This window comes from Blautia coccoides (assembly GCF_034355335.1).
In the GTDB taxonomy this organism is placed as follows: Bacteria; Bacillota; Clostridia; order Lachnospirales; family Lachnospiraceae; genus Blautia; species Blautia producta.
In genome coordinates this window covers 4,766,532-4,781,564 of sequence record NZ_CP136422.1, presented here as the reverse complement: position 1 = coordinate 4,781,564, position 15,033 = coordinate 4,766,532, and the positions used below count along the sequence as shown (strand labels likewise).

Sequence of the window (15,033 nt, the reverse complement as noted above, 5' to 3'; positions counted from 1 at the left end):
TTCCAGATGGTATAATAGGATCATCAGGAAAGGCAGGTTTAATTAAGATGAGAAAAAAGAGCTGGACATAGCAATATTTTGGGAATTCCCTCCATAAGTAGAAGAATCCGTGAGACTGAAGAAAAATTCGTTTACAGCAGAGCAATTATTAAAAGTCCATAGTATCTGAATGTATTAAACCAGGATACGAAAAATATAAGAAAGGAAAGTGTGATAATTAACATATTATAATTATCATAAAAGAGGGCGTATGAACAAAAAAGTGATTCTTAAGATATTATCAGTCAGTATATTAGTATTAGCGATCACAGGATGTACAGAAAAACAAAAAAATAAGAAGGAAGTTCATGATAAAGTTGTCGGGAACGAGTCTGAAATTGTAAATAGTGAAAATGAGGAAGATATTGTATTTTATGTGGATGACTTAGACAATCTGCATTTAGAGGAAGAATTTAAAATCAGTAACTATTATATAAGAAATAAGGTAACACTACTAAATCATTACTATATTGATGCGGATCATGTGCTTTGGGGGACGGGAAGAAATAATTGTTTACAGATGGGATTGATAAATGAAGATGATATTGATAATCTTGAACCAGTATATTATGATGTGAAAATTGCAGAAAATGTTGTACATGTGGACTGCTCTGTAAATGGATATTTTATGATTTATTTAACTGAAGAGGGAGAATTATACGGAGTGGGAGCCAATTTAAATGGAGTACTCTGCGAACCAGTAAACGCAGACGATCTGTTGAATCCCTGGATGAATCTGATCAGCCAGCCTAAGCTTCTAATGGAGGATGTTACTTACGCAAGAAGCGGAAGAGAGAGCATTACTGCATTAAAAGATGATGGAAGTGTATGGTGGTGGGGACAGTTCCTTAGTACATCTTTGACGAAACAAACACAGACCTACATGGAAAATCAGAATCCTCAGTTAATGTTGGAAGGTGCAATATACGCTACCTGTGGTGATATTGGAGCTGCAGCAATTACTAAAGATGGAGAATTGTTCACCTGGGGATGTAATACTTGGGGACAATGTGGTGTAGCGTGTGGTCCGGATGATTATGTGCGAAATGCAGTGAAGGCAGCAGACAATGTTAAAATGGTTTGGCTGGAAAATTTAGAATTTGATACAACCAACTTAAACTGGTCGGAAAATATGATTATGGATTATAATAATCATTATGACTACAATACGTTTATCCAGAGAAGGGATGGGAATTTAATGGCTTGCGGCATTGGTTTAGGGAAAGAGAAGAAAACTGTGGAGATATATGGAGATTTATATGAAGAAAAAAGCAGTATCTACAGTAGTGAATTTTTACCTATATCTATCAGAGAAAAACCTTCTCAGGAATCATTGCAATAAGATATGCTATTATGTATACTAGGGATGATTAACTTTTTTAGAAATGGTACAATACATCCCTTGACTTTTATACCACTCTATGTTATTGTCTATTAAACTGACCGTTAGTCTAAAAGGTGGTGAAGAGATCATGCGCAGACATAAAGAGCCGGAAGTAAGAAAAGGCGAGCTATTAGATGCAGCACAAAAGCTGTTTGTAGAAAAAGGGTATGCCAAAACAACGGTTACTGATATCTTGAATGTTCACGGGTTATCAAAAGGTGTATTCTACTACTATTTCAAATCCAAAGAAGAAGTCATGGATGCGATCATTCAGCGGATGGTCGATGACATGGTAGTTCAAGCGAAAAAGATCGTGGCAGATCCTGATATGACGCCGCTCCAAAAGATATCGGCCATTTTGATGGGGCAGGGCCAGTCAGAGGAAATGATAAAAGACAAGGAAAATATGACACGCCAATTTCATGAGGTTCAAAACGCTGAAATGCACCAAAAGAGCTTAGCACTAAGCATAAAGCACCTTGCACCTGTTATGGCGGAAATATTCAAAGATGATAACGGCACAAATGTATTTTCCACTGATTATCCACAGGAGACAGTTGCTTTATTTCTGGCAGCAGGACAGGTGATTTTTGATGAAGGATTATTTCAGTGGAGTGAAGAGGAGAGCGTCCGGTATGCTGCTGCTTTCATTGAAATGATGGAAAAAACATTGGGAGTTCCTCCGGGATATTTTAGTGAACTAAAGGGAAAATTTGCATGATAATTGCGTTATGCTATATCATGCAAATTTTTATAGGTTTTATAAACTGACGGTCAGTCTGTATTGGAGGTTTCAGATGCAAGAAAAAATAATGGATATCCCATCACCAAAAAACTTCAATTTAATGGTATTGGGTCAGATCATTTCAATTTTAGGGTCAGCGCTGCTGAGGTTTGCGCTTTCTCTGTATGTATTAGATACAACAGGCAGCGAATCTTTATTTGCCACAATGTTTGCCATATCAAATATACCGCTTTTGCTTGCGCCGTTGGGTGGAGCGATCGCTGACAGATTCAATCGCCGCAGCCTGATGGTGATATTTGATCTTACCAGCAGCGTAATTGCATTGTCTCTGATCTTACTTATGAACATGTGCAGCATTTCTATTTTGGTCGTTGGGAGCACCATGGTACTTTTGTCTATTGTCAGCGCCTTATATACCCCCGCTGTAACGGCAAGTATTCCACTGCTGGTGGGAAAGGAAAAACTGGAGGGTGCAAACGGTCTGGTTCAAGCAGTTCAGTCATTGTCAGCTGTGGCGGCCCCGGTTTTGGGTGGAATCCTGTACGGGATCATGGGCCTTGAAACTGTTGTTGCGGTTAGCTGTATCTCGTTTTTCCTGTCTGCTGTAATGGAGGTTTTCATCAAGATACCATTTCAGAAAAGACAATGGGATGGACATATCATACCCACCATCACAAGGGATATGAAGGATGGTTTCCTATACGTTATCAGGCAGAAATTTATACGGAAGGCCGGCATGATCGCTGTCTTGCTGAACCTGATCCTGGTTCCTTATTTCCTTGTAGGGGTGCCCATTGTTCTGCGGGTAACGATGCAGAGCAGTGATACTTTGTATGGAATGGGAATGGGATTCGTTAATTTTGCCACCATATTAGGCGCATTGTCTATTGGTTTTTTTGCGAAAAAAATGAGGCTGAAAACATTGCACCGCTGGATTATTACCTGCGCTCTGTTGATGATACCTACAGCAGTATCTCTGATGCCCTTTGTACTTGGCATGGGTTATTACCCCTCCTTTATCTTGTTTATGCTGGGTGCTGTTCCGATTGCGGCAAGTATGACGATCATTTCTATTTACATCGTCACGAAGGTTCAAAAAATGACACCGAATGAAAATCTTGGAAAAGTCATGGCAATCATGACAGCAGTCGCTCAATGCGCAGCTCCCATAGGACAGATATTGTATGGGATCATCTTTGAAAAATGGAGCGCTCAAATATTTATACCGACAATCTTTGTGGGTATTGTGACACTGCTGCTGGGTGTTCTGACACAGCAGATGCTGAAAAATGAGGAGGAACTGTCATGATATTAAAAAAAACAAGTCTGTTCAGACAGCAGAGAAGGAGGTCACACAATGTATGGAAAACTGATCATGAATGACATACGGAAAAGTAAATTGATATCAATCACGATTGCCGCCTTTATGACAGCGGCCGCGGTTTTGACATCGGCTGCAGGTATGCTGGGTATCAATCTGTTCGGTGCGGTTGACCATTTGATGGAGGAGGCAAAGGCAGTTCACTTTTTGCAGATGCACTCCGGTGATATTGACAGTCAGCGGCTTCAAAGCTTCGCAGATTCCCAGGAAAACGTGGAGGCATATCAACTAGCCAGGTTCCTCAATGTGAATGGGGCTGATATTTTCATAGGGGAAAATTCGCTGGAGGAAAGTGTACAGGACAACGGCTTTTCCACGCAAAACAAAGATTTCGACTTTTTGTTGGATTTAAACGGTGATGTGATTCATCCGGCCGACGGCCAGGTCTATGTTCCTCTTGGCTATAAAAAGGATGGCAGCGCGGAAGTAGGCGATAACCTGACTGTACATGGTGTGTCTCTGAAGGTTGCCGGATTTTTGCGCGATTCAGCAATGAACCCTGATCTTGCCGGCTCCAAGCGGTTTCTTGTCAGCGAAAATGATTTCAGGGATTTGGAAACCTTCGGCAGCATGGAATATTTGATCGAGTTCCGCTTGAAAGACCAGGCGGCGTTCCGGGCGCTTCAGTCGGATTATTTTGCAGCTAAACTGCCTGCCAACGGTCCGCCTGTTATCAGCAGGCCGCTGCTCATCATGATGAACGCAGTGACAGATGGTATGATGATCGCAGTGCTGATCATGATAAGTATCCTTGTGATCATCGTGGCATTTCTCTGTATTCGTTTTACACTTCTCGCCAAAATCGAGGAGGATTACAGAGAGATTGGCGTGCTGAAGGCCGTGGGCCTGCCCGTTAAAGACATCGCAAAGCTGTATTCTGCCAAGTACGGAGCAGTTGCCGGGTCAGCCTGTATTTTGGGGTTTTTATTCTCACTGCCCCTTAGTACCCCATTAATGGAGAATATGCGTCTTTATATGGGAGACAGCGGCAGGGGTGCAGCCGCGCCGCTCATAGGAGCCTTGGGCGCTTTACTCATCTTCCTTGTAGTGATGTGGTATGTGAAATCAATTTTGCGGCGGTTTCGTAAAATACCCACGGCGCAGGCTGTGCGGTTTGGTGCGCCTACGGAAAAATCGAAAGGGGCAAAAGGATTTCGTTTCAGTGAAAACAGACTCTTTTCGCGTAATGTCTTCCTTGGTGTCAAGGATGTGCTTTCCCGTAAAAAACTCTATGCGACCATGTTTGCGGTGCTTGTTATTTCATCCTTCATTTTGATAGTTCCGCAGAACATCTATAATACCATTTCGGCAAGAAGTTTTATGACATATATGGGCATTGGGGAAAATGATTTTTCAATACATTTGGCGCAGACACAGTCGACTGACGTTTTACAGGCAGCAGCGGATATCAGTGCTGCACTTGCGGCGGATGAAAAGATCGAGAGATACACGGTGCTTTCCGGTATGGTATTCAGTATGCCGGCAAAAGACGGCCGTATGGAGCGGCTGCGGGTCGACTTGGGTGACCATAATGCCTTCCCTGTCATGTATTCGCAGGGCGGCGCGCCGACAACTGATTCGGAAATCGCGCTTTCCTCCCTGAACGCTGAGGAACTTGTAAAAAAGCCGGGAGACAAACTGACATTGATCGTGGACGGCGAAGAAAAGCATATGACCGTATGCGGAATTTATTCCGATATTACAAATGCCGGGAAAACGGCAAAAGCCTCGTTTGAGACGAGCAATGCTGATTTCATGCGGGTGGTTATCCCGGTAGAACTGCGTGATAAGACGGCAGCAGCGGAAACAGCGTCCAAATATCAGTCAAGGTTCCCGTTTGCCACAACTGCGGTTGCCGACGAATATGTGCGCCAGACCTTCGGCAGTACATTGGATGCCATACAAAAAGCGTCTTATGCTTCCGCCGCTGTGGCTGTATTGCTTACTATACTGGTCACATTGCTGTTTATGAAAATGCTGGTGGCAAAAGACAGGTATTCCATCGCAGTCCTGAAGTCTATGGGTTTCACAAGTGGGGATATCCGAAGGCAGTATATGGCCCGCTCCGTAACCGTGACGGCCCTGGGGATAGTGGTGGGTGTTATTCTGGCAAATACATTGGGTGAGGCGGCCGGCGGGGTATTGATCTCTTCTTTCGGTGCTGCCACCTTCAGCTTTGCAGGAACCCCCTGGTTTGCCTATCTGTTTTCTCCGCTGATGATTGGAATGTGCGTCATGGTGGCTACGGTGCTCGGCATATGGGAGATTGGCCGGCTGAAAATTTCGAGATTTATTAAGGAGGCATAAAGTATGGAAAATATTATTACCGGAAAAAATATAGTCAAAACTTTTGGAACAGGCAATGAACAGGTGAAGGCGCTGGACAGCGTTGATGCAGAAGTCAAAAGAGGTGAGTTTGTGGCAGTGATGGGGCCTTCCGGCTCAGGGAAAACCACACTGCTGCATACTCTTTCCGGCATGGACAGTATCACAAGCGGATCAGTGAAATTCAAAGATGCCGAGTTATCCGGACTTAGCGAAAATGCCCTTGCGGATGTACGCCGGACAAAGATGGGATTTATCTTTCAACAGCCCACCATGTTAAAGAACCTGAACCTTTTGGACAATATTATTCTTCCCGCAGCGTGGGGCGGCAGGAGGGCTTCTGTCAAACTCATGCATAAGGCAAAGGATCTGATGAAGATAATGGGCATTGACGGACTGGAATACGGGGATGTCACAGAGGTTTCCGGTGGACAGCTCCAGCGCGCCGGAATCTGCCGCGCTTTGATGAATGATCCGGAGATCCTCTTTGCCGATGAACCGACCGGTGCCCTTAACTCAAAATCGGCAGAGGAAATCCTGGGGCTGCTTGGGGAGATCAACAGGGAAGGCACAGCGATCCTGCTTGTGACCCATGACGCAAAGGTAGCTGCCAAAGCCGACAGAGTGCTTTTTACCAAAGACGGCAGCATTGTTTCAGACCTGTTGCTGCTGAAGTTCATGGGAAAGGATTTGGAGGCAAGGACAGAAAAGATCATGGCAAAAATGTCGGCCATTGGAATTTAGGAATAAGAAAATCACAAGCAGTAGTGTCAATACTACAAAAGCATTATAATATAAAGAAAGTATGTCGAATATTGTCATATATAACGAACCCAATCTTAAAAATTTCAATGTTTACAAAAAAATATTCTATGTTTTATTCATCAAATATCAGATATACTGTCAATATCAACAAAGAACACGAAAAAAGTGTCGAAGGAAAAGGAGAAAATGGCATATGAAGAAAAAAATTGTTTTGATCACAATGGCAGTATTGTTTGGACTTTCAGCTACCGCATGCGGTTCTGATAATTCCTCCACAGACAAGGCGGACACAACAAAACAGACAGACAAAGAGGAACCGGCAGCTGACACATCTGAGGTGGCAAACAAAGATAAACCTTTAGTATGGTTTAACCGCCAGCCGTCCAACAGTTCTACAGGCGCACTTGATATGGCAGCTCTTACTTATAATGATGATACATACTATGTGGGATTCGATGCAAATCAGGGTGCTGAGCTGCAGGGTGAAATGGTAAAAACATATATCGAGAATAATATTGATAAGATTGACCGCAACGGTGACGGCGTGATCGGCTATGTTCTGGCAATCGGTGATATTGGACATAATGACTCCATCGCACGTACAAGAGGTGTTCGTAAGGCACTTGGTACAGGTGTTGACAAAGACGGTGACATCAACAGTGAACCGGTGGGAACGAATTCAGACGGTTCCGCATCAGCTGTACAGGATGGTTCCATTGAAGTGGGAGGAAAGACATATACCATCCGTGAGCTGGCTTCCCAGGAAATGAAGAATTCCGCAGGTGCTACATGGGATGCTGCCACAGCAGGTAATGCCATCGGTACATGGGCTTCTTCTTTTGGCGATGAGATTGACGTTGTTGTTTCCAATAACGATGGTATGGGCATGTCCATGTTCAATGCCTGGTCAAAGGACAACACAGTTCCGACCTTTGGATATGACGCAAACAATGATGCAGTGGCTGCTATCGCAGAAGGCTACGGCGGAACGATCAGCCAGCATGCGGATGTACAGGCATATCTGACCCTTCGCGTTCTCCGCAATGCTCTTGACGGAGTAGATATCGACACAGGTATCGGTACAGCCGACGAAGCAGGGAATGTCCTGGGCGATGATGTATATGTGTACAAAGAGGACGAACGTTCTTACTATGCACTGAATGTTGCAGTTACCGCTGATAACTATAAAGACTTTACAGATTCAACTAAAGTTTACGAGCCTGTTTCCACACAGCTTGAGGAAAGTGCACATGCGACTAAGAAAGTATGGCTGGATATCTACAATGCTTCTGATAACTTCTTAAGCTCAACATATCAGCCGCTTCTTCAGAACTACGATGATCTTCTTAACCTGGATGTAGATTACATCGGCGGTGACGGACAGACAGAGTCCAATATCACAAACCGTCTTGGAAATCCAAGCCAGTACGACGCATTTGCCATCAACATGGTTAAGACAGACAACGCAGCTTCTTATACATCTTTACTGAATCAGTAAGCAGCTGTGACGGTACCGGATAATTATATCATTTGGTATCCGTTCAAATGGGATTATTAGGGAGAAGAAATTCTCCCTAATTGCTTGAATACTGAAAATATCAATAGGCATATACAGGAGTAAAAATATATGGAAGATAAGAAAGATGATATCGTCTTATCCATACGCGGTATGAGCAAGTCCTTTGGCCGAAACAGAGTTCTGGACCATATCAACCTGGATGTGAAACGCGGAACGGTTATGGGACTTATGGGTGAGAATGGTGCCGGTAAGTCAACGATGATGAAATGTCTTTTCGGTACATATCAAAAGGATGAGGGAAATATCTTCCTTGAGGGCAGGGAAGTGAGCTTTTCCGGACCGAAAGATGCTCTTGAAAACGGTATTGCAATGGTTCATCAGGAATTGAACCAGTGTCTGGAAAGAAATGTGGTTGATAATCTGTTCCTTGGCCGTTATCCCACCAACTCCATGGGTGTGATCGATGAAGGAAGAATGAAAAAGGAAGCCTCCGAGCTTTTCAGGAAACTCGGTATGACTGTAAATCTGACACAGTCTATGCGGCACATGTCCGTGTCACAGAGACAGATGTGCGAAATTGCCAAAGCCATATCCTATAATTCAAAGGTGATCGTTCTTGACGAGCCTACCTCTTCCCTGACAGTGCAGGAGGTAGATAAGCTCTTCGAGATGATGAGAATGTTAAAAGAGCAGGGGATTTCTCTTATTTATATTTCTCATAAAATGGATGAGATTTTTGAGATCTGTGATGAGATATCCGTACTTCGTGACGGTAATCTGGTCATGACGAAACGTTCTGATGAGACAGACATGAACGAACTGATCGCAGCTATGGTTGGCCGTTCTCTTGAAAACAGATTTCCGCCGGTTGACAATACACCAAAAGATGTGATCTTGTCTATCCAGCATCTGTCCACAAAGTTTGAACCTCATTTACAGGATATTTCATTTGACGTAAGGGAAGGTGAAATCTTCGGACTGTATGGTCTGGTTGGGGCAGGGCGTACAGAACTTCTGGAGACCATCTTCGGTGTCCGCACCAGAGCGGCAGGGCGTGTTTATTTTAATGGCCGCCTTATGAATTTCGGCAGTGCAAAGGAAGCCATGGAACATGGATTTGCCATGATCACTGAGGAGAGAAAAGCCAACGGACTTTTCTTAAAGGGAGATCTTACCTTTAATACTACTATTGCAAATCTGGAACAATATAAGTCCGGTCTGGCACTTTCTGACTCCAAGATGATAAAGGCAACTTCCAATGAGATCAAAATCATGCATACCAAGTGCATGGGGCCGGATGACATGATCTCAAGCCTTTCCGGTGGTAATCAGCAGAAGGTTATTTTCGGAAAATGGCTGGAACGCGGCCCGCAGATATTTATGATGGATGAGCCTACAAGAGGAATCGATGTGGGCGCCAAATACGAAATATATGAGCTGATCATCAATATGGCCAAACAGGGAAAGACAGTCATTGTTGTTTCCTCTGAAATGCCTGAGATCCTGGGGATCACCAACCGGATTGGTGTAATGTCCAATGGACACCTTTCCGGAATTGTGAATACAAAAGAGACAGATCAGGAAGAACTTTTAAGGCTCAGCGCAAAATACCTATAATGAGGGAGATGAATGGATATGGCGAAAGGAAACAGTAAGATTCTTACGGCTGAACAGGAAATACAGCTGCGTCAGCCAATCGAAGATCATGTCGGTAAAATACAGACAAAGATTGACAGCTTAAGGGCAGATGGCATAGATAAAGTTATCTCTCTTCAAAATAAAATTGACAGTATAAAGAGAGACCGCAATTTTAATAAGCAGGAAAAAGAAGCCGAGATCGCTAAGTTCAGGGGCGAAATGGAAAAGGCCAAAGCAGTTGAGGCGAAAAATAAAGATGAGATTTCCAGATTGATCGCTGACGCGGAAACTTATCTCAAAGCACACTTTGATAAGGATTACTATGAGCCGGTCAAAGAAAGCTGCGTGCAGGAAAAAGCTGCCGTACAGGAAAAACACCGCAGAAAGATTGCCGAACTGGAAAGAGAGCATCAGGAGATCCTGTCAAAGCTTACGGACCATCAGGAGATAAAAGATGAAAAGTATGTCTATAAAAACAGGCTGTTTGATGCAAAAATGCAGTTGGAAAAGGATCTTCAGCAGGTAAAAGACAGAAGACATATGGCATATAACTATAGATATCATCTCATTGATATGCTTCGGATGTCAAAATTCACCTTTATGGAGTCCAGAGCACAGAAATGGGAAAATTACAGATATACATTTAACCGCAGGGCATTTCTCCTGCAGAATGGTCTGTATATCGCTATCATTTTGATCTTTATCATGCTGTGTGCCATTACACCGGTGGTAAAAAATGTTCCTCTGCTTACATATAACAATGTTTTAAATATTCTTCAGCAGGCTTCTCCGCGAATGTTTCTCGCGCTTGGTGTGGCTGGCCTGATCCTTCTTACAGGTACTGACCTTTCCATCGGACGTATGGTCGGAATGGGTATGACGACCGCAACGATCATTATGCACCAGGGTATTAATACGGGTGCGGTTTTCGGTCATGTGTTTGACTTTACAGGTATGCCTATTGGTGTAAGGGTAGTTCTGGCACTGGTGATGTGTATTGTTTTATGTACGTTCTTTACAGCCATTGCAGGTTTCTTTACAGCCAGATTTAAAATGCATCCTTTTATCTCAACAATGGCGAATATGCTGGTTATCTTCGGACTTGTGACATACGCAACAAAGGGTGTGTCCTTCGGTGCCATTGAACCTACAATTCCGAATATGATCATTCCTAAATTAAATGGCTTCCCAACCATAATTATCTGGGCAGTAGCGGCAATTGCCATTGTATGGTTCATCTGGAACAAAACGACATTTGGTAAAAATCTATATGCTGTGGGCGGCAACCCGGAAGCGGCGGCAGTTTCAGGTATCTCAGTATTTGGTGTAACTGTGGGAGCGTTTATTCTGGCAGGTATTCTTTACGGGTTCGGTTCCTGGCTTGAATGCGCAAGAATGGTTGGTTCCGGCTCTGCAGCCTATGGTCAGGGCTGGGAAATGGATGCAATTGCAGCCTGTGTAGTGGGCGGCGTATCCTTTACCGGTGGTATCGGTAAGATCTCAGGGGTGGTAGTTGGTGTAATGATCTTTACTGCTCTTACTTATTCTCTTACCATTCTTGGTATTGACACAAACCTTCAGTTTGTATTTGAGGGTATCATCATTATCGCGGCAGTAACACTCGACTGTCTGAAATATGTTCAGAAGAAATAATCACGAAAAGGGTCAGAACACTTCTGGCCCTTTTCCTGCATTTTGACAGTGACGACATTTACATTTATTTTTGTATTTGTTATAATATTACAATACGAGGTGAAAAACACCTGCATGGAGACAAGAGAAATGGATACATATGAAGTGCTTTTGGTGGATGATGAGGAAGAAGTGATCCAGGTCATCATGAGGAAAATTAATTGGGAGGCGCTGGGGTTCTCAGTGATCGGATATGCTAATAATGGCATGAAAGCCCTGGAAATGGTAGAGGAATTTCAGCCGGATGTTGTGATGACCGATATCAAAATGCCATATATGGATGGTATGGAACTGTCCAACCACATTAAGACGGAATACCCCGCAACCAAGATACTGATCTTTACAGGATTTGATGAATTTGAATATGCCAAGGAAGCTATCCATCTGGAGGTTGAAGAGTATATTCTGAAACCGGTCAATTCGGTGGAGCTGACCAATGTACTCACACAGCTGAAAATAAAACTGGATCAGGAGATCAGTGAAAAGAGAAATGTGGAGATTTTACAGAAGTGCTATATGGAATCCCTGCCGCTTTTGCAGGCTAACTTCTATTCCACATTGGTTGAGGGAAGAATCCATGTAGATGAGATTCCCAAATATCTTACGGATTATCAAATTTCTTTTCCGGGGCCGTTCTTTTGCTGCGTTGTCATTCACACATCGTCAAGTCAGGTGCCAAAGGACATGAATCCTCTGCTTTTATCCACATCCGTCCATAATCAGGCCAAGGAGCGCCTAGGGGAAAAATGGCAGGCAAAATGCTTTTCTTACTTGGGAAATACCATATTGATCGCACAGCTTGAAAATGAATATGAGGTTTCAGAACTGACAGATGAATGCGACAGGTTCTGCAGATATGCCCACCGTATTATAGGTGCTGTTGTCACTGTGGGTATTGGTCAGGTCTGCAGTAATATCCTGGAACTGTCCCAGTCCTACAGCAGTGCAAGAGAGGCTGTTTCTTACCGAGTGATCTATGGCGCCTCCAGGGCGATCAATATCAAAGAGATCGCACCCCAGGAGATGAGCAAATCCGATGCGGCCGGTGATTCCGAATTGTCTGAGTTATTTAAAATGATCCGTCTTAAGTCCGCAGAAGAGATCACTCAGGCGGTCAACAAGTATCTGGACCATATATCTTTTCCGGCAAAATCACTGCAGCAGCATCATATAGACATTATGGAGCTGGTAAGTGCATTGTACCGGTTTTCGGCTAACAATGACATTGCCTCTGATGATTTTTCCGGAGATATGAGGACCCTGTACAGCGGCCTGCTGGATTTGGGACCGGATGAACTGCGGAAATGGCTGATTGATATAAGTATTTCCTTCCGTGAAAAATTGATCAGTGCACGAAGCAGGTCAACCAAATCTTTTGTATCCAAGGCTATGGAATATATCCGTAATAACTACGCGGATGAGGAATTGTCCCTGGACAATATCTGTGAGGTTTTGGGGGTGTCGAATTCCTACTTTTCTACAATTTTTAAAAAAGAGACAGGAAATTCTTTTATTGGCTATTTAACGGATTACCGTATGGATCGGGCATCGCGTCTGCTGATCGAGACAAATGAGAAGAGTTATATTATAGCAAAAAATGTGGGCTACACGGATCCAAATTATTTTAGTTATGTATTTAAAAGGCGGTTTGGCGTGTCACCTTCAAAATACAGAACGGAGCATACAGAAAGTGAAAAATAAGTATTTCGGACGTTTGAAGAATGTAAAGCCGAGAGGAATACAGTCAACGATCATGTTTGCCATTTCCGTGATATCTATTTCCATCATGCTGATCCTGGGAATTGTGATGTATATCAGATTTTCTTTTTTATCCCGGCAGGAAATAACCCAGAGTACACAGAAGCTGATGGAACAGGCAGGGGAAAACCTGGAGGATTATCTGGGTAGTATGCGGCAGATTTCGGATGCGATTTATTACAATGTGATAAAAGAGAACGATCTGTCCAACCAGGATATGGATATCCAGAGGGGGATGAATCTTCTGTATGAAGCAAACAGGGACAGTCTGCGGAGCATTGCCATATACAATAACTACGGGAGTCTGATGGCAGCGGAACCCCTTGCATCCCAGAAAGAGGACCCGGATGTGACCAGACAGGACTGGTTCAAAAAGGCTATGGGGAAAATGGAGAATATGCATTTTTCCACGCCCCACATTCAGAATCTCTTTGATGACGGCACATTGCGTTACTATTGGGTGATTTCCTTAAGCCGGGTTGTGGAGCTTACAAATAACGGGGATTCACAGTTAGGCGTTCTGCTTGTAGATATGGATTATTCCAATATTTCACGGATGATGAAGCAGATCAATACCTTAAATAACGGACAGTATTATTATCTGTGTGACAGCAACGGGGAAATTATTTACCACATGCGTCAGATACAGATCAGCGATGGGATAGGAAAGGAAAACAGTAAAATCGCTGCAAAATACAAAGACGGCGTCTATGATGAGACCTTTGAGGGCGAACACCGGAAGGTGATCGTCAACACCATAAGCTATACCGGATGGAAACTGGTGGGTGTGATCCCTTATTCCACATTTACCCACGGAATGATCAATATTCGGTATTTTATTGTGGTGCTTATACTTCTGATGGCCATGATGCTTGTGATCATCAACCGTGTTGTCTCCGTCAGGATCTCCAGCCCCATTTTGAAGCTGAATAATTCGGTGATAGAATATGAGGCAGGGGAAAAGCCGGAAATCTATACCGGAGGTTCACTGGAGATCAGGCATCTGGGGTATTCCATTCAGAAGTCCTATGAGCAGATCGATACCCTTATGCGGAAAATCGTTTTGGAACAGAACGAAAGAAGAAAAAGTGAGCTTGATGCGTTGCAGAGTCAGATCAATCCCCATTTTTTGTATAATGCATTGGAATCTATTACGTGGATGATCGAAGGGGAGAGAAATGATGACGCTGTATTCATGATCTCACAGTTGGCAAAGCTTTTTCGGATCAGCCTTTCCAAGGGACGAACCGTGATCAGTGTGAAGGATGAGCTTCAGCATGCACAGAGCTATATGAATATACAGAAAGTCCGGTATAAGAATGCTTTTTCTATTGTATTTGATGTGGACCCATCCATATATTCTTATTGTACGGTGAAACTGATCTTACAGCCCATACTGGAAAATGCCATTGCCTACGGAGTCAGCAGTATGGACGACTGTGGAGAGATCAAGGTGACCGGAGTACATAAAGATGATAATATTATCTTCGCGGTGACAGACAATGGAATAGGCATGTCCGAGGAGGAGGTAAGCCTCATACTCACGGACAGTAAACGGGTCCATAAGCACGGATCCGGAGTGGGTCTTGTGAATGTGAACAACCGCATTCAGATCCTCTTCGGAAAAGAGTATGGGCTCAGGGTTGAAAGTGAGCCGGATGAGGGGACGACGGTTTCCATCTGTATTCCGGCAGTTCCCTATACAGAGGAAAACAGCAGGATCCTGGAGAAGGGATATATTTTCAGCAGGGAAGAAATGACTGACAGGAAAACACAGGGTAAATAGA

General features: G+C 43.6%; 10 protein-coding genes. All 10 read left to right on the top strand.

What is annotated here, in order from left to right:
• The first annotated feature begins 250 nt into the window (after positions 1 to 250).
• The 10 genes from BLCOC_RS21465 to BLCOC_RS21420 all read left to right on the top strand — a co-directional run bounded on the left by BLCOC_RS21465 (position 251) and on the right by BLCOC_RS21420 (position 15,032).
• Positions 251 to 1,381 (top strand): RCC1 domain-containing protein, encoded by a 1,131-nt coding sequence (locus BLCOC_RS21465; RefSeq protein WP_115623327.1) that lies wholly within the window; start codon positions 251 to 253, stop codon positions 1,379 to 1,381.
• Positions 1,382 to 1,511: 130 nt separating this feature from the next.
• Positions 1,512 to 2,144 (top strand): TetR/AcrR family transcriptional regulator, encoded by a 633-nt coding sequence (locus BLCOC_RS21460; protein WP_115623326.1) that lies wholly within the window; start codon positions 1,512 to 1,514, stop codon positions 2,142 to 2,144.
• 76 nt (positions 2,145 to 2,220) lie between these two features.
• Entirely contained in the window at positions 2,221 to 3,477 is a 1,257-nt protein-coding gene (locus tag BLCOC_RS21455) for an MFS transporter (RefSeq protein ID WP_115623325.1), read from the top strand.
• 48 nt (positions 3,478 to 3,525) lie between these two features.
• Positions 3,526 to 5,856 (top strand): ABC transporter permease, encoded by a 2,331-nt coding sequence (locus BLCOC_RS21450; protein WP_115623324.1) that lies wholly within the window; start codon positions 3,526 to 3,528, stop codon positions 5,854 to 5,856.
• A 3-nt stretch (positions 5,857 to 5,859) separates the two neighbouring features.
• Positions 5,860 to 6,618: an ABC transporter ATP-binding protein gene (locus BLCOC_RS21445; protein ID WP_115623323.1), complete on the top strand. Its 759-nt coding sequence runs from the start codon at positions 5,860 to 5,862 to the stop codon at positions 6,616 to 6,618.
• Positions 6,619 to 6,832: 214 nt separating this feature from the next.
• Positions 6,833 to 8,137 (top strand): substrate-binding domain-containing protein, encoded by a 1,305-nt coding sequence (locus tag BLCOC_RS21440; protein WP_029468027.1) that lies wholly within the window; start codon positions 6,833 to 6,835, stop codon positions 8,135 to 8,137.
• 129 nt (positions 8,138 to 8,266) lie between these two features.
• On the top strand, positions 8,267 to 9,775 hold the full coding sequence (locus tag BLCOC_RS21435; RefSeq protein ID WP_029468028.1) for a sugar ABC transporter ATP-binding protein: 1,509 nt from the start codon (positions 8,267 to 8,269) through the stop codon (positions 9,773 to 9,775).
• An 18-nt stretch (positions 9,776 to 9,793) separates the two neighbouring features.
• Positions 9,794 to 11,449 (top strand): galactose/methyl galactoside ABC transporter permease MglC, encoded by a 1,656-nt coding sequence (locus BLCOC_RS21430; protein WP_029468029.1) that lies wholly within the window; start codon positions 9,794 to 9,796, stop codon positions 11,447 to 11,449.
• A gap of 129 nt (positions 11,450 to 11,578) precedes the next feature.
• Positions 11,579 to 13,189, top strand: a complete 1,611-nt coding sequence (locus tag BLCOC_RS21425) for a response regulator (protein WP_029468030.1) — start codon at positions 11,579 to 11,581, stop codon at positions 13,187 to 13,189.
• Complete coding sequence (locus tag BLCOC_RS21420; RefSeq protein ID WP_115623322.1) at positions 13,179 to 15,032, top strand: cache domain-containing sensor histidine kinase; 1,854 nt, start codon at positions 13,179 to 13,181, stop codon at positions 15,030 to 15,032. The genes BLCOC_RS21425 and BLCOC_RS21420 overlap by 11 nt, the downstream gene beginning before the upstream one ends.
• Position 15,033: the final 1 nt, after the last annotated feature.